This is a genomic window from Haloglomus litoreum (assembly GCF_029338515.1).
GTDB classification, from domain to species: Archaea; Halobacteriota; Halobacteria; order Halobacteriales; family Haloarculaceae; genus Haloglomus; species Haloglomus litoreum.
Genome location: NZ_CP119988.1, coordinates 1393632 through 1409651 on the forward strand (window position 1 = coordinate 1393632; position 16020 = coordinate 1409651).

Here is a 16020-nt window from a genome sequence, read left to right on the forward strand (position 1 = left end):
GGGACGTGGGTGGCGGCCGGTCGACCGGAACGACAGCCAGCATGAGACTGCAACGCACGTACGCCGTCCTGCTGACGGCACTGGTGGTGGTATCGGCACTGGCGGCTATCCCCGCGGCCGGGAGCATCGCGACGCCGGGGAACCCGCCCGAACCGGACATGGAGAAGCGCCCGCCCTCCGACGGGGCCAACTTCACCATCGTCCCGGAGAACCACAGCCCGGACACCTCGACCGCGTACCTGATGTTGTCGAAGGGGAAGGGGCCCTGGGATGGGAGCGACGGGCTCGAGACGATCGACAACTACAAGATCACGACCCAGGACACGCGGTTCAAGGACTGCGCGCCCAGCGACGCGCAGGCGTTCGGCATCGACCGCAACAACGACGACCCGGGGACGAAGACCGACACGGGCCTCCTGCGCCACATGAGCAGCTACTCCGTGGAGGGACGGGTCATCGCGGTCACCATCTACGACGAGGGTGACCTCGGGGGGGAGCCGACCTACCTCAACGACACCGACGAGACGGTCGCGAAGCTCGCCAACTGCGTCGTCACGCCCTCGGACCCGGGCTGGTACCAGTTCAAGGGGTACGTGAACGGGACCAACTACCAGGGGAACTTCCAGGAGGTCCTCCTCTACTCGAAGTACTTCTACGTCTGTGACTGCTCGTCCGAGGCGGAGGCCAGGGAACAGCTCGGTCCGCCGCCGCACAGCAATTCGGACTCGGCCGACGACGGTTCGGGTGGCACGGATTCGACGGCGACCCCGACGCCGGACGGCGGTGGCTCGGACGACTCGGGCGACTCCGGCGGGGCCCAGTCGACGGTGACGGCGACGGCCACGCCGACGGCGACGGCCACACCGACGCCGACGGCGACGGCCACGCCGACGGCCGCCGGCGGGAGCAGCGGGGACCCGTCCGGCGGCTCCACGGACGGCTCGCAGTCGACGGCGACCCCGACAGCCACCGCAGCTAGCGGCGGCAGTGGTGGTGGCGGCAGTGGTGGTGGCGGCAGTGGTGGTGGCGGCAGCAGTGGGAGTACCGCGACCGCGACGGCCGCGGGCGGTGGCGACGGTGGCGGGCAGCAGCTCCAGCCCGACGACGAGGGCCGGATGACGCCGACGGCCGGCAGCGGTCCCGGGTTCGGCGTCCTCGCGGCGCTGGGTGGCGTGGTGGCGCTCGGGCTGCTCGCGCGCCGGCGGGACTAGTCACCGCCGCGCTGGTGGTACTCGTCGAGGATCGACGAGAGCATCGTCGATTCGGCCTTCCTGAGGTGTTCGTCGACGGTCGACGGCGCCAGGTCGAGCTCCTCGGCCAGCTCCGTCTGGGTGATGCCCCGTGGGATGCGGTAGTAGCCCCGGTCGACGGCGGTCTCGAAGATCTCGCGCTGGCGGTCGGTCAGGAGTTCGCGGGCGTCCTTCCGGCCGGGGGTGTAGCGCCCGACCTCCTCGACGGTCACCCGGATGTCGTCGGGGATGGCCGTGAGCGCGTCTCGGAGCGTCGCGTGCTGCCCGACGATACGGAGTCGGAGGGTCCCGTCCTCGCTGAACCGGATGGGAGTCTCCACGATGAGCGCGTGGTCGTACGGGAGCCCCAGGAGGGTCCCGCCCGGCTCGTTCGCGGCGAGATGGACGTAGCAGTAGAAGCGTCCATCCTCGTCGGGCTCGGTCACGTCGTAGTCGAGCAGTCCCTCCCCCCGGATGGCGGCGACCGCGGCCTCCGGGTCACCCCGGAGTCGGTACAGCAGCGCGCCCGTGCCGTCGACGTACGCGTCGGCGTGGTGGAGCAGCTCGCGCGTGACCCCCGGCGCGGCCGCCAGCCGACCGTCTACGGGATGGATGCCGTGTTCGCCCGGAGCCAGTACGAGGTCGAAGTAGCGCATCGTCACCACGAGCCGAGGCGGGTGTCGGTGAGCCCCGGTACACCATGTCGTCTGTGCCAGGGTGGTTAACGGTTCCGACGCACGGAGTCGGGTGACGGGCCGGGTTCGGGCCTCCCCCTCGCGGCGCCCCCCCCGCTCGCCCCACCGTTTTATGCGGCCTCCACCCGCTGCAGGCGTATGGAGAAGGTCGCCATCGACGACGTCGAAACGCAGAACAGCCCCCTCGGGGTCCACAGCCTCCGCAAGCCCGTCTCCTCGGCGCTCGGGACCGAGCACTTCGCGATGAACTACTTCGAACTCCAGCCCGAGGAGTCGTTCTCCGGCGGCCTGCACACCCACCACGACCAGGAGGAGGTGTTCTACGTGATGGAGGGGTCGGTGGAGTTCGAGGTCGGTCTGGACCGCGAGACGGTGCTCGTCGAGGCGGGCGAGGTCATCCGGTTCGAGCCCGGCGAGTACCAGACGGGCTGGAACCGCGGCGACGAGGACGTGCGGGGCTGGGCGCTCGGCGCACCCGGCGCACAGCACGACTGGGACGAACTGGAGTCCGTCGTCGACTGCCGCGAGTGCGGCGAGGAGACGCCCCACGCCACGACCATCAACGAGGAGGGCCGCTTCGCCTTCACCTGCAACGAGTGTGGCACCTCGTTCTCGATGTAGGGGCCGGTGAGGCCGCTGTCGTGGGTGCCTCGGCTCCGTGGCTCTCGCGACGATGGTGACGAGGGCATCGGGGAGCCATATCGCCGCCGACGGATATCTGTCGTACTGGCGGTCAGTTCGACAGAATACTGGTGAATCGGGCGGGTAATGCGTTTGGTGTCGATTCTATCTCCTTCTACGCTCGTTTCTGGATCTCCTCGCGCAGCACGTCGCTCACGACCTCGCCGTCGGCCTTCCCGCGGAGTGCGCCCATCGCCTCGCCCATCAGGGCCGAGAAGGCGCCCATACCCTCCGCTTCGACCTGTCCCGCGTTCCGTTCGACGACCTCGGCGACGGCCTCGCGCACCTCGGCCTCGTCGACCCCCGAGAGGCCGGCCTCCTCGACGGCCTCGTCGGCCGGGAGGTCGGGCTGTTCGGCCAGCACCGTCAGCACCTCGCCGATGCCCTCCTTCGCCAGGTCGCCGGCCTCGACCAGCGCGAGCACGTCGAGCAGGTGGTCGTCGGTGAGGTTCTCGACGGGCACGTCGTCACGCCGGAGTTCCGTGATCGTCGACTCCAGCATGGTCGCCGCCGTGGTCGGGTCGATCCCGCGGTCGACCGCTTCCTCGAAGACGGGCATCCGGCGGCCGTAGGCGACCTGCTCGGCCAGCCCCGCGTCCAGCCTGTACTCCTCCTGGTAGCGCTCGACCTTCTCGGTCAGGAGTTCGGGCGTCTCGACCTCGCTCGGGTCGGGTTCGACGGGCGGCACGTCCGTCTCGGGGTACATCCGGGCGGCGCCCGGCAGCGGCCGGAGGTAGCGCGAGGTGCCGTCCTCGTTGGCGTCGCGGGTCTCCTCGGGGACGCCCTCCAGCGCCACCGCGGCGCGCTCGGCGACGGCCTCGATGGACTGCTCGGCCACGTCGCGCGAGGCGGCGACGATGGCGACCGCGTCCTCGGCGCCGGCCCCGACGGCGTCGCGCAGGTCGGCCACCTCGGCCTCGGTGACGCCGTAGGCCGGCAACTCGTCGGTGTGGAAGATGCCGCCGGCGCCGTGGCGCTTCGCGTGGTCGGACAGTTCGGTGCCCAGCCGGCGGTCGGGCTGTATCTCGGCGCCGACGATACCATCGAAGCCGTACAGCGGGACCGCCATCACGGCCGACGCCCCCGCGATGACGCCCGACTCGGTGTCCGCGAAGACCTCGGTCACGTCCTGCGTGTCGCCCACGTGCGCGTCGCGCTCCTGCAGGTCGTCGCGGAGTTCGAGCAGGCGGACCTGCCGGTGCGCCTCGAGGCGCACGATGTCGTCGATGTCGTCGAGCGACTGCACGCCCTTCAGTTCGATGCGGGCGCCGTCGGCGATGGAGACGTTGACGTCCTGGCGGATGGTCCCCAGCCCGCGCTTGACCTTCCCCGTCGAGCGCAGGAGCATCCCGATGCGCTCGGCGGCCTCGCGGGCCTGCTCCGGCGAGCGGATGTCCGGCCCGGTACCGATCTCGACGAGCGGGATGCCGAGGCGGTCGAGGCCCCAGCGGACGCCCTCGTCGGTCTCCTCGACGCGCTGGGCGGACTCCTCCTCCAGTAGCATATCCGTGATGCCGACGGGGCCCTCGCTCGTGGCTATCTCGCCGTCGGTCGCGACCAGCGAGGAGCGCTGGAAGCCCGTCGTGTTCGACCCGTCGACGACGATCTTCCGCATCACCTGCACCGCGTCGACGACGTCCATATCCAGCAGCGCAGCGATCTCCAGCGCCACCTCCAGGGCCTCCTCGTCGAGTCGGGCGGGCGGCTCGTCGTCCTCCTCGACGAGGCAGGTCGTGTCGAACGCGAGGTACTCGAACTCGCGCTCGACCCGTGATTCCTCGAGCGCGGCGTCGTCGATCTCCCCCAGCTCCGAGCGCGTCGGGTGGAGGTAGCGGGTGAACCGGCGGGTGGATTCTGCCGGTTCGCGCCGCGCCGTCGGACAGGAGCAGAACAGCTTCGTCGCGGTGTCGAGTTGCTGGTGGATCTCCAGCCCCGCGACGAGCCCGAGGTCGGCGTAGTCGTAGTCGCGGTCGTGGTCCATGCGAGCGGGTGCGGCGGGCGGGACCAAAAACGGCCCGATGGCGGGGGGCCGTCGGGCGCCGGCCGGGTCACCGGTACCTCGCCGCGTGAGCCGGCCGGCGTCGGAGGGTCGTTCCCCGGGTAGAGACGGTGAACGTCCGTTCAACCGGCGAGCGAGCGCCCCCGGTACCCGGAAGGTTGATACGGTTGTGTCAGACTCATGTGGACGATGAGAACCCGGCCCACGCAGCGGGGGGGTAGCCGGACCCGGGTGGCCCTCCTCGCACTGGCACTGAGTGCCTGCCTGCTGGTCGCTGCCTTCGGTCCCGGTGCCGTCCTGGCGGGCACGGTCACGAGCGTCACGAACCACGAGGGGAACACGACCCCGACCCCGACACCCGACGGCGGGAACACCACACCGACGCCGACCGCGACGCCGACACCGACTCCCGTCCCGACGACCACCGTCTCGGAGTGCCGGACCATCGATTCGTCCGGCGACTACCGGCTCGCCGCCGACCTGTCGACCGACAGCGGCGACTGTCTGGAGATCACCGCCGGCGACGTGACGCTGGACGGCGATGGCCACGTCCTGTCCGGTGGCTCGGACGCGGCCGCGCTGGCGATCACGGCGGGTCCGGAGGGCGAGACCCGGAACGTCGTGGTCCGTGACCTGACTGCGAGGCGGTCCGGCCACGGGGTCCTCGTGAGCGGCTCGGAGGACACCGACGACGTGACCGGCATCGAGCTGGTCGGGATCACCGGCCACGACAACTCCGGGGCCGGCATCCGAACGGTGTTCGCCAACGCCACCATCGAACAGGGGACGCTCACCCAGAACGGCGTCGGAGCGGAGGTGCTCGGCGGGGCGGCCGTGGTCGAGGCGACCGACGCCCGGCGGAACCAGGAGGCCGGCCTGAAGGTGTCGGTCGACGCGACCGCGCTCACGGTGACCGGCGGCAGCTTCACCGACAACCTCGCCCGCGGGCTGCTCATCCGGGACGTCGACCGGGCGACGATCACGGGGGCGACCGTCACCGCGAACGGGTTCGACGGCGTCACCGTCGAATCGACCGCCCCCAACACGACCCTCCGGAACCTCGCGGTCACCGACAACGACCGGCACGGGGTCGTCGTGCGGGCGGCGGGCGTTCACGTGCTGGGGTCGACCGCGAGCCGGAACGGCGGCGACGGCTTCCGCCTCCCGGCACTGGACGGCTCGCGGGACGCGCGGCGGCTGGTGGCCGGCACCTCGGCCCTCGAGGCCCGGAACAACGGCGACGCCGGCGCGCGGCTCGCTGGCTCGAACACCACGGTCCTCGGCCTCGTCGCGACCGGGAACCGCGACGGCCTCGACCTGACCGACGCCACCGGCGTCACCGTCTCCGACGCCGACCCCACCGACGACATCAACGGCGCGTCCGCGAGTTCGAACACCCGGCACGGGGTTCTCCTCTCGAACACGACGGGGAGCGCCGTCGAGGAGACCCAGGTCCAGCGCAACGACGATGTCGGTATCCGCGTCCAGGCCTCCGACGGGAACACGCTGGCCGGCGTCACGGTCAACGGCAACGGCGAGACGTTCAACGCGACGGGCGGCGGGACCACGACCGTCGAGCGGATGACGATCTCCAGCGCGGAGCTCTCGTTCGCCGCCAGCGACGTCGCGTTCGGCAGCACCGTCCCGCCGGCGAACGCGCGTCCCGGGAGCCGGACGTTCGGGCCCTACCTCGACGCGAGCACGACTACCGGCACGGGCGGCGGCCTGGGCGGTGTCACCGGGGACGACGGCGACGGCGGCTTCCTCGACCTGACGGTCCACTACCCGCCGGCGTCGGTCTCCGACCCGCCGCTGGTCAGGTCGACCGCGCGCATCCAGGCGTACGACGGGGCCTGGTCGACGGTCGACGGCTCCAGCAACGACGCCGACGCCCGGACCGTCTCCGCGAACATCTCGAACCCCGCGACCACGTACGCGCCCGCGGCCGACCTCGAGAACGCCATCACGGCCTGCGGATACAGCGATTGGCGCGACGGCGAGACGTACCGCGTCGACGCCGACCTGAGCGGCAGCGGCGACTGCCTGGAGGTGGCCGCCAGCGATTCGACGCTCGTCGGTTTCGGCTTCGGCGGCGAGCGGGACCGGACCCTCTCGGGTAGCGGCGGGAGCGATGCCGTCGGCATCGCCCTCCCGGACGGGGAGACGAACGTGACGGTCGAGGGCCTCACCGTCGAGGACTTCGGCACCGGCGTCACGGTCGGTGCGGGCACCAGCGGGGTCCCGGCCGGGCACACCCTCCGCGGGATGACCGTCGCCGGGAGCGCCGGCGACGGCATCGCGATCTCGGGGGACGCCGTCACGGTCGCCGACACCCTGACCAGGGACAACGGCGGCGACGGTATCGCGGTCGAGAGCGCGCAGGGCGTCTCCGTCGAGGACAGCGCCGTCCTCGGCAACGGCGGGGCCGGCCTGAATCTGACCGGGGACACGGCGCTCACCACCGCGACCCACCTGAACCTCTTCGTCGCCGAGGGTGACGGCTTCCGGAACGTCAACGTGAGCTTCGACTCGGCGACGGAGGTGCGGTTCTCGCCGGTCCCCGACCCACAGCCCACGGGCGACGGGCTGGAGGGGACCACCGACTACGTGGACATCAGCCCGAACGCCGACGACGCGTCGGTCGATGTCACCATCTCGTACACCCCGGCAAGCGTGAGCGACGAGTCGGCGCTCTCGCTGTACAGCTACGACGAGGGGGCGGGCGAGTACGTGCGAGTCGAGGGCGCCGAGACCGACGAAGCGGGGAACGTCGTCACGGCCGGTCTCGACTCGTTCAGCACCTTCGCGCCCCTCGTCGAGACGAGCGGTGACGGGACGGCGACTCCGACGCCCGGCGACGGCGATGATGGAACGGCGACTCCGACGCCCGGCGACGGCGATGATGGAACGGCGACGCCGACACCGGGCGACGGTGATGGTGGGACGGCGACCCCGACGCCCGGCGGCGGTGATGGCAGCGATGGTACCGACGGCGACGATGGAACCGACGGTGGCGATGGCAGCGACGGTACCGACAGCGGTAGTACCTCACCCGACGACTTCGGCGCCGGTGGTGGCGGAGGCGGCGGGGGCGGCGGTGCCGGACCGCCCGAGGAATCCCCGTCGTTCGCCACGACCGCCGCGGACGTGAACCGGACGACGATGCGGGTCGGCGGGACGGTCGCCATCGACGCGACGGTCCGGAACAGCGGCGACGGCGGCGGCACCTACGAGGTCGATCTGTTCCGGGGCGGTGACTTCGTCCAGAGCCGGTTCGTCGAACTCGTGCCGGGCGAGCGCGAGCGGATCACCTTCCACCGAACTCCCTCCACCCCCGGTTCGTACACCTTCCGCGCCGAGAACGTCACCGCCGGGACGGTGAACGTCACCGCCCCGGACGAGGACGCCACGACGCCGACGGGGACTCCCACCGACACGCCCACCCGAACCACCGACCGGTCGGACGGCGACGACCCGAACGACACCGGTACCGGTGACGGCGACGGGACCGGTGACTCCACGCCGGATGGCGAGTCGCCCGCCCCCGGTGAGCAGGGCACCAGCGACGAGGTCAGCGCGCCGCGCTCGCCGGACGACCCAGGCGGTGACTTCGGCGGCCTCGGCCCGCTCGGGATGGTCTTCGGCGGTGTCGGTGCGCTGGCGGTCGGGGCGGGTGCCATCTACCTGCTCGTGCTGAAGCCCTGAGCAGGGTCGGTCCGTATCCGGCCCCGGACAGTTCTTGTCCGCTCCGGTCGTAGTCGGTCCGTGACCCGAGCGGTCGCGGTGGTACTCGCGGGACTGCTGCTGCTTGCCGGCTGCAGCGCGGTCGGCACACCCGGCCAGCGTGAGCCGACGCCGACGCTGACACCGGCGCCCGTTCCGGGCGACGCGAGCGCGGAGGCGGCCCGGGCGCGCCCCGACTTCCTCCGGGCCCCGGTCGAGCCGTGGACGGTCGGCGACGCGCACGCGGCCACGCTCACGGCGACCAACTACACCTGGGTCCTCGCGCGCAACGTGACGACCTACCGCCGGGACCTCCCCAACTCCGACCGCGAGACGGTCCGGGTGGTCCGGGTGGCCAACGCGACGACGTACCGCGTCGACCGACGGGTCCGCGAGACGAACGCGAGCGGCCTCGGTCCCTGGCGGGCGGCGACCACGGAGTACGCGGCGGGGGGCGTGGCCTTCGAGCGCCGCCCGCCGGGTGCGGCCGTCGGGGTCCGACCCGTCGAGCGACCCCGTAACGGTGAGGGCGTCGTCGACGACCGGGCGGAGGCGCTGGTCGCGCGCTACCTCGCGGCCGACCGGCTGACGGTCTCGCGGGTCCGCGAGGACGGAGAGCGGCTGTACCTCCTCCGTGGCCGTGGCGCCCCGCCGGAGGTGACGACGCTCGCGAACGGCTCGGTCTCGGGCTACCGGGTCGCGGCGCTCGTCCGGCCCGACGGGCGCGTGACGGCGCTCCGCGTGCGCTGGCGCGAGGGGTCGCGGACGTTCGTCACCATCGAGTCGCGCTACCGGGCGGTCGGGAACACGTCGGTGACGCCGCCGGACTGGGTCGCGGACGCGCCGCCACGCGAGCGCGCTGCCGCCGCGAACGCCAGCAGGTCGGCCGACAACTGGTTCGCGGACGCGGAGCTCCGGGCGGCGGCGGGCTCCGGGAGCGGAAGCGAGAACGGGACGGGCGGCTGGGTCGGCTGGCCCGCGTGGGCACAGGACGACTAGGGCGTCGGTGGGAAGGGGAATCGGTCGGGCGCGGCCGCCTCCGGCCGACCGCGCGCCTGGACGACGCTCAGTCGTCGCCGAGGATGCCGCGCTCGGTCATCTTCATGGGGTCGAGCACCTCGTCGGCCTCCGCCTCGGAGAGGTAGCCCTCCTCGAGGACGACCTCGCGGACGGTCTTGTCCTCGGCGAGGGCGCGCTTTGCGACCTTGCTGGCCTTGTCGTAGCCGATGGCCGGGTTGAGCGCCGTGGCGAGCGCCATCGACTGCTCGACGCGGTCGGCACAGTACTCCTCGTCGGCCTCCAGCTTGTGGACGAACTTCTCGCCGAACACCTCGGCCGTGTTCGAGAGGAGCTTCGCCGACTGGAGGAAGTTGTGGGCACAGACCGGCTTGTAGAGGTTGAGGTCGATCTGGCCCTCCGCGGCGCCCGCGGCGACGGCGGCGTCGTTGCCGACGACCTGCTTGTGGACCTGGTTGACCGACTCGGCGACGACCGGGTTGATCTTCCCGGGCATGATGGAGGAGCCGGGCTGGTTCTCCGGCTGGTCGATCTCGTTGAGGCCGTTACGCGGGCCCGACGCGAGGAGACGGAGGTCGTTGGCGATCTTGTTCAGGCTCCCGGCGATGGTCCGCAGTTGCCCGTGCGCCTCGCCCATCGCGTCGTGGGCGGCCTGGGCCTCGAAGTGGTTGTCGGCCTCGCGGAACTCGAGGCCGGTCTCCTCGCTGATGTACTCGGCGGCGCGAGCCGGGAACTCGGGGTGGGTGTTCAGGCCGGTCCCCGTGGCGGTCCCGCCGAGCGCGAGTTCGCCGAGGTGGTCACGGGTGGAGCCGGCGCGGCTGATCCCCTTCTCGACCTGCGCGCGGTAGCCGCCGAACTCCTGGCCCAGCGTGACCGGGGTCGCGTCCTGCAGGTGGGTGCGGCCCGTCTTGACGACGTCCGCGAACTCCTCCTCCTTCGCGGCGAGTTCCTCGCGCAGCGTCTCCAGCGCCGGGATGAGGTCGCGCTCGACCGCCTCGAGGGAGGCGACGTGCATCGCCGTCGGGATGACGTCGTTGCTGGACTGGCCGTAGTTGACGTGGTCGTTGGGGTGGACCTCTCGCGTCCCGATCTCCCCGCCGACGATTTCGGTGGCGCGGTTGGCGATGACCTCGTTGGCGTTCATGTTCGAGGAGGTGCCGCTCCCGGTCTGGAACACGTCGACCGGGAAGTGCTCGTCGTGCTCGCCGGCGATGACCTCGTCGGCGGCCTGCACGATGGCCTCGCCCTTCTCCTCGGGGATCAACTCGAGGTCGAGGTTCGCGCGTGCGGCGGACTTCTTGACGATACCGAGCGCGCGGACGAACCGGCGTCCGAAGCTGATGCCCGAGATGGGGAAGTTCTGGAGCGCGCGCTGGGTCTGTGCGCCCCAGTAGGCGTCCGCGGGCACCTGCATCTCGCCGAGACTGTCGCGTTCGGTCCGGTAGTCCTCGTCGTCGCTCATGGCTCGGCGCTCGCGGGGGAGGGGCTAAATCCCGTCGAAGTCGGCGGCGTTGGCCGTCGCCTGCCCCGCCGGTCCTCCGCTACACACAAGCGCCATCGTCCCGACTCCGGCGATATGTACGTCTCCAACGCGGTGCAGCCGATGGTCGAGGACCCGCCCAACGACCCCGTCGCGCTGGTCCTGCGGACCGACGACGACACCGACCCCGACGACATCGTGGCGGCCGTCGAGGCCCTGGGTGGCGATCACGAGCGCGACCTCGGGTTCGGCGACGTGCTCGTCACGGTTCCGGGCGACGCGGTGGCCGACGTGCTCGACATCGACGGCCTGTCGGCGGTCGAGACCGGCGCGCTCGCCGAGATGACCGACGCCGACGGCGCCGGCGAGGACGTGGAACTCGGCGAGGGCGACGATACTGTCTGAAAGTGCCTCATTCTACGAAAATGTAGAAATTTCGTTAATAATTCGTGTGATTGTAGAACTATACGCTTATTCTGACTCGAACTCCGCGTCCGCGTCCTCGAACTCCGCGGGCGTGTAGGTCTGGAGTTCCAGCGCGTGGATGTCGGTCGTCATGTGGCCATCGAGCGCGTCGTACACCATCTGGTGCTGGTTCACGAGCAGTTCGTCCTCGAACGCCGATGAGACGACGAGCGCTGCGAGGTGGTCGTCGTCGTGCTGGCCGCGGGCGCGGCGGACGCGCACGCGGGCCTCGGGGAGCGCGTCCCGGATGAGGTCCTCGACGTCGGCTGGGTCCATGGTCGGTCGTGGGTGCGGCGCGGGGATAAATCTCCCCTGAACGCTCCGTCACTATGTAAGGCTCCCTACATCAACGGCATCGTAGCCATGGATACCGAGTCGAACAGTCCCGTATGGAACGACGTACGTTTCTCAGAACGGTGGGTGCGAGCGCGGGGGCGCTCGCCGGCGCTGGTGGTGCCGGGTCCGCGGCGGCGAACGGGGACGGCGAGGCCGAACAGAACCCGACGCCGGTCGACGGCTCGGAGGCGTACGCCCCGAAGGTCAACGAGATCCGGTCGCCGCTCTCGGGCGTGCCCGAGGTGGTCGAGGCTGGCGAGACGCTCCGGGTGGAACTCGACGCGAACGCGGGACCGTTCGGGATGGTCGAGGCCCGTCTGGAGCCGAGTTTCGGTGGGTCAGCGGAGATAGGGCTCGACGGCGGCGAGCCCCTGGACGGCGCGACGAGTCGCATCTGGAACTCGGACGCCGAGGTCGAGGGCTCCGAGGCCCACGACGACGAGGGACAGTACGAGCAGGTCGTCGTCTTCGAGTTCGAGGTGCCCTCGCTGGACAGCAGCCCGGCGTTCACGCCCGACCTGTACGACCTCGTGGTCACGTGGGAGGCCAGCGTGACGAGCCCGACCGGCGGCGAGGACCGCCAGCCCCGCGCGGTGAGCGTCCGGGAGTCCATCCCCGAGACGCTGGACGTGGCGGTCATCGCCGACCCGCAGATCGGCGACCCGCGGGCGCTCCAGTCCGGCTTCACCGAGGCACAGGACGAGCAGTCGCCGGAGCCGTTCGTCCAGCGCGCGCGACGCGTCTTCGGTGACCGACCCGATAACCGGTGGGCCGCCACCCGCCGCGCCATCGCCGAGGTGAACGCGCTCGACCCGGATATCGTCCTGATGGCGGGTGACCTCTGTCTCGGCCAGGACGTGCCCGGGAAGTTCTACGCCGAGTTCGAGGACGCCTGGGACGTGATGAACCGGGTCCAGGCGCCGACGTTCATCACCTGCGGGAACCACGACGCCTACGTCCAGTCCGGCACCGACGGGAAGGCGCTCTACCGCGAGACGTTCGGGCCGCCATCCTACAGCGTCGCCATCGGTGACGTCGCGCAGGTCGTCGCCGTCGACACGTTCGACTGGTCGTACCTGGACCGGCTGGGCGCGAGCGCCGCGGTCTCGACGTACGGCGGGCAGGTCCGGGACGCACAGCTGGCGTGGCTCCGCGAGGAACTCGGCCGCGTCGCCGACACCGACCGCTCCGTGCTCGCGGTCGGCCACCACAACCCCTCCTGGGTGCCGGACCCGAAGAACCGGGCGTACGACGAGACGGACGGCGAGCCCGGCGCCGAGCAGTTCGCCCGCGGCGCCCGCATCGTCGACAGCGGGCAGCGCTGGACCGGGGAGAACGCCTTCGCGCTCCGGCGGCTCTTCGACGAGACCGGCGTGGACGCGTTCTTCTGCGGGCACTCCCACCAGGACCGCGTCGCGCGGTCGCTGGCGAACTGGAAGGATGCGCCCGAGGACGCGTACGTCGATGTCTACACGGCGGGCAATCCCGCCGACATCGTGGCCGCTCTGAACTCCCCCGACGCACCACCAGAACTGGGCTCACATTACGCGAGACAGACATACGAGAGCACGGGCGGAGAGACGACGGACCGCGTCGAGAACTATCCCAACCCCTCCGTCGAACGCGCCGCCCCCGGGACGGCCGACGCGGCGGACCTCATCGCCGACATCCACGACACCTCGAAGGGGACGCTGTACGTCAACGTCGCGTCCACGATGTCCTCGACGGGCGAGTACTGGGGCTACCGGCAGTTCGACTACGACACGACGGCCGGGGGGCTCGACCCCCAGCGGTTCCGGTACCCCGTCTCCCCGGGCTTCCTCGACGTGCGGGCCGTCAATCCGGGACGCTGGGACGCCTCGCAGGACGCGGTCGGGCTCTACTCCACGCCGTCGTACCTCCTGGGTGTGACCGACGAGGGCAGCGCGAACTCCCCGAACGGCCGGACCGTCACGGTCTCGAACGAGCAGACGGTGGCGCGGGAGGGCGCAGTGACCGTCTCGACGACGGCCGAGAACCCCACTGTCGAAGGCGGCACGGTCGTCTGGCGGCGCGATGCCGACCCGCAGACGGATATCAAGGTCGCGTTCACCGTCCCGCCCGGCGAGGAGACGAGCTTCACGGTCACCGGCGAGTCGCCGGGGCAGGGCGGCGGGCAGGGGCGATAGCCGACCTCAGGTCCAGCGGTCCAGTCCGGTCTGCGTGACGGCCTCCTCGATGCGCTCGAACCCGCGCTCGACCTCGTCGGCGGGCACCTCCCACTCCTCGGTGACGAACGCCTTCGCGGCCGCGATGTCCGGGTCGATGTCGGTGTCGAAGTCGGTGTCGTCGGTCACGTCGGGGTCGAGGAACAGCCCCCGGATGGCGTCCGTGTGCTCGACGTAGCAGTCCTCGGCCTCGAAGACGGCCCAGATGTCGCCGTGCTCGTTGAGCAGTTTGACCGCCGTCTTCGGGCCGATACCGGAGACGCCCTCGTTGAAGTCCGTCCCCATCAGGATGGCCGCGTCGACGAGCTGCGCCCAGGAGAGGTCGTGCTTCGCGAGGGTGGCCTCGAAGTCCATCAGCTCCGGGTCGCCCTTGCTCGTGAGCTGGCGCAGCGTGAGCGGTGCGCCCAGCAGGAGCGAGTCGTAGTCCTCCGTGCCGGCGTAGTCGACGGTCCCCTGCCGGGCCATGTACGCCGCCTGTGCCTCGCCCTCGGCGGGCGCCTCGATGACCGGCACGTCCAGCAGTTCGAGCAGCTCGCGGGTGGTCTGTCGGATGGTCTCGGTCAGGCGCTGGGTGCGCGATTCGAGGGTGGCGATGGTCGCGGCGTCGGCCCCCTCCTCGCGGGCGGTCTCGAGGTCGTCCTCGTACTGCTCGCGCTGCTCGCGGCGCTCGGCCACCTCGTCGGCCTTCAACTCGGTCGTCCCGCCGTCGAAGACGAAGACCGGCGTCACGTCGTGTTCGAGGAACTTCGGCAACCCCTGGACGGTCCCGATGAGGTTCGCCACCTCCTCACCCGTCGAGGTGGTGTACGCGCTCGTGCTGGTGAACTTGACCGTCGTCGTCAGGTAGCGGTAGAGCCAGTTGTGCGCGTCGACGGCGACGACACTCCCCTCGAGGTCGTCGAACGACACGTCCTCGATGACCGCCAGTTGCCGAAGGTCCGCGTTGCCCATTGACGCGTCGTTGGGGGGTGTCCGGCTTGAAGCCTGCGAGGGGGTCCCGGCGGCTCCGGGTCCGACCTCCCCCGCCGGCGCGATGGGGTCTGCGGCGACACCGGAGTACGAGGGCGTTCTCAGGCGTGCCGTTCGAGCAGTTCGTCCAGCCGCTCCAGGCCCTCCTCCAGATGCGCCGTCTCGTCGCCGAAGCCGAGCCGGAAGCGGTCGGGCTGGTCGAACGCCTCGCCCGGCGCCAGCACCACGCCGGCCTCCTCGACGACCCGCTCGCAGAACGACCGGCCACCGAAGAACCCGTCCGGCACCTCGATGAACGCGTTCACGCCGGTCTCGGGCTCGGTCCACGCCAGTCCGTGCCGGTCGACGAACTCGCGGACGAGTTCGTGGTTCCGGGCCGCCAGGTCGCGGCTCTCGGCCAGGATCTCGGCCTCCGTCTCCGGTTCCAGCGCCTGCTCGGCGACGCGCTGGGAGACCGCGGGCGGTGAGATGGTGGTGTAGTCCTTCCACTGGGCGGCGGCCTCGACCACCTCGCGCGGCCCGGCGACCCAGCCGAAGCGCAGGCCCGCGAGGCCGTAGGCCTTCGAGAGGCTGCAGGTGGAGACGCCGTACGGGCCGAGGCTGGCGGCCGGCGGCGGGACCTCGTCGGCGCCGGCGAACGGCCGGTACACCCCGTCACAGAGGAGGTACGCGCCGGCGTCCGCAGCGTGTTCGTACACCGCGCGGACACGGTCGGGCCGGTGGACCCGCCCGGTTGGGTTGTTCGGGTTGTTGAGTACCACGAGGGCCGTGTCCGGGCGGATGGCTTCGGCGACGGCCTCGGGGTCGAGCCGCCAGTCCGCCCCCGCGTCGAGTTCGACGCGGGTCACCGCGCCGAACGCCTCCGGGAGCGCGTGGAGCGACTGGTACGTGGGCGTGACGACGACGGCGTGCTCGCCCATGAGCGCGGCGAACGTGACGAAGTTGGCCTCCTGCGCGCCACAGGTCAGCAGCACCTCGTCGGCGTCGCGGTCGTAGCGCTCGCCGATATGGGCCCGGAGTCCGGGGTCCCCGTCGGTCGGGATGACGTAGCCGAAGTCCTCGGGAACGAGGTCGAAGCGGGTCGGGTCCAGCGGCCGCACGCCGGACTCGGCGAGCATCAGGTTGTCCGCCTCGTGGGCGGCGAACCACCGCTCCAGGGCGAACGGCTCGATCTGCATACCGGGGGCTCGGGGGCGGAGGACAAAACCGACTGGGGTCC

At 71.2% G+C, this 16020-nt stretch carries 12 protein-coding genes; 6 read left to right on the forward strand and 6 right to left on the reverse strand.

The features are described from left to right. Positions 1-41 precede the first annotated feature (41 nt). Complete coding sequence (locus P2T62_RS06865; protein ID WP_276260657.1) at positions 42-1211, forward strand: hypothetical protein; 1170 nt, start codon at positions 42-44, stop codon at positions 1209-1211. Here the strand turns inward: P2T62_RS06865 and P2T62_RS06870 are convergent. Then, positions 1208-1885, reverse strand: a complete 678-nt coding sequence (locus P2T62_RS06870; RefSeq protein ID WP_276260658.1) for a helix-turn-helix domain-containing protein — start codon at positions 1883-1885, stop codon at positions 1208-1210. The genes P2T62_RS06865 and P2T62_RS06870 overlap by 4 nt on opposite strands. Before the next feature lie 177 nt (positions 1886-2062). Here P2T62_RS06870 and P2T62_RS06875 point away from each other — a divergent pair, with 177 nt between their 5' ends. Beyond that, positions 2063-2545 (forward strand): cupin domain-containing protein, encoded by a 483-nt coding sequence (locus P2T62_RS06875; RefSeq protein WP_276260659.1) that lies wholly within the window; start codon positions 2063-2065, stop codon positions 2543-2545. A gap of 175 nt (positions 2546-2720) precedes the next feature. On the opposite strand, the gene gatE is transcribed toward P2T62_RS06875, so the two are convergent. Continuing rightward, positions 2721-4586, reverse strand: coding sequence for a Glu-tRNA(Gln) amidotransferase subunit GatE (gene gatE, locus P2T62_RS06880; protein WP_276260660.1), 1866 nt, complete (start codon positions 4584-4586; stop codon positions 2721-2723). Between the two features lie 207 nt (positions 4587-4793). On the opposite strand from gatE, the gene P2T62_RS06885 reads away from it, so the two are divergent. After that, a complete protein-coding gene (locus P2T62_RS06885) occupies positions 4794-8309 on the forward strand; it encodes a beta strand repeat-containing protein (protein ID WP_276260661.1) in 3516 nt (1171 codons plus the stop codon). 60 nt (positions 8310-8369) lie between these two features. After that, positions 8370-9326, forward strand: a complete 957-nt coding sequence (locus tag P2T62_RS06890) for a hypothetical protein (protein ID WP_276260662.1) — start codon at positions 8370-8372, stop codon at positions 9324-9326. 67 nt (positions 9327-9393) lie between these two features. On the opposite strand, the gene P2T62_RS06895 is transcribed toward P2T62_RS06890, so the two are convergent. Next, positions 9394-10806 (reverse strand): class II fumarate hydratase, encoded by a 1413-nt coding sequence (locus P2T62_RS06895; protein WP_276260663.1) that lies wholly within the window; start codon positions 10804-10806, stop codon positions 9394-9396. 114 nt (positions 10807-10920) lie between these two features. On the opposite strand from P2T62_RS06895, the gene P2T62_RS06900 reads away from it, so the two are divergent. Next, on the forward strand, positions 10921-11229 hold the full coding sequence (locus P2T62_RS06900; RefSeq protein WP_276260664.1) for a hypothetical protein: 309 nt from the start codon (positions 10921-10923) through the stop codon (positions 11227-11229). Between the two features lie 66 nt (positions 11230-11295). Here the strand turns inward: P2T62_RS06900 and P2T62_RS06905 are convergent, their stop codons facing one another. Then, entirely contained in the window at positions 11296-11565 is a 270-nt protein-coding gene (locus P2T62_RS06905) for a BolA/IbaG family iron-sulfur metabolism protein (protein ID WP_276260665.1), read from the reverse strand. A gap of 113 nt (positions 11566-11678) precedes the next feature. On the opposite strand from P2T62_RS06905, the gene P2T62_RS06910 reads away from it, so the two are divergent. Beyond that, positions 11679-13793 carry a metallophosphoesterase family protein gene (locus tag P2T62_RS06910; protein ID WP_276260666.1) on the forward strand — a complete coding sequence of 705 codons (2115 nt, stop codon included), beginning with the start codon at positions 11679-11681 and terminating at the stop codon, positions 13791-13793. Positions 13794-13799: 6 nt separating this feature from the next. Here P2T62_RS06910 and fen read toward each other — a convergent pair whose 3' ends face one another. Beyond that, positions 13800-14783 (reverse strand): flap endonuclease-1, encoded by a 984-nt coding sequence (gene fen / locus P2T62_RS06915; RefSeq protein ID WP_276260667.1) that lies wholly within the window; start codon positions 14781-14783, stop codon positions 13800-13802. A gap of 119 nt (positions 14784-14902) precedes the next feature. Continuing rightward, positions 14903-15979 (reverse strand): aminotransferase class I/II-fold pyridoxal phosphate-dependent enzyme, encoded by a 1077-nt coding sequence (locus tag P2T62_RS06920; RefSeq protein ID WP_276260668.1) that lies wholly within the window; start codon positions 15977-15979, stop codon positions 14903-14905. Positions 15980-16020: the final 41 nt, after the last annotated feature.

Coding starts and splice junctions, on each gene's coding strand:
- P2T62_RS06920 (WP_276260668.1), bottom strand. CDS start 15,979: ATGCAGATCGAGCCGTTCGCCCTGGAGCGGTGGTTCGCCGCCCACGAG.
- P2T62_RS06905 (WP_276260665.1), bottom strand. CDS start 11,565: ATGGACCCAGCCGACGTCGAGGACCTCATCCGGGACGCGCTCCCCGAG.
- gatE (WP_276260660.1), bottom strand. CDS start 4,586: ATGGACCACGACCGCGACTACGACTACGCCGACCTCGGGCTCGTCGCG.
- P2T62_RS06870 (WP_276260658.1), bottom strand. CDS start 1,885: ATGCGCTACTTCGACCTCGTACTGGCTCCGGGCGAACACGGCATCCAT.
- P2T62_RS06895 (WP_276260663.1), bottom strand. CDS start 10,806: ATGAGCGACGACGAGGACTACCGGACCGAACGCGACAGTCTCGGCGAG.
- fen (WP_276260667.1), bottom strand. CDS start 14,783: ATGGGCAACGCGGACCTTCGGCAACTGGCGGTCATCGAGGACGTGTCG.
- P2T62_RS06875 (WP_276260659.1), top strand. CDS start 2,063: ATGGAGAAGGTCGCCATCGACGACGTCGAAACGCAGAACAGCCCCCTC.
- P2T62_RS06885 (WP_276260661.1), top strand. CDS start 4,794: ATGAGAACCCGGCCCACGCAGCGGGGGGGTAGCCGGACCCGGGTGGCC.
- P2T62_RS06910 (WP_276260666.1), top strand. CDS start 11,679: ATGGAACGACGTACGTTTCTCAGAACGGTGGGTGCGAGCGCGGGGGCG.
- P2T62_RS06865 (WP_276260657.1), top strand. CDS start 42: ATGAGACTGCAACGCACGTACGCCGTCCTGCTGACGGCACTGGTGGTG.
- P2T62_RS06900 (WP_276260664.1), top strand. CDS start 10,921: ATGTACGTCTCCAACGCGGTGCAGCCGATGGTCGAGGACCCGCCCAAC.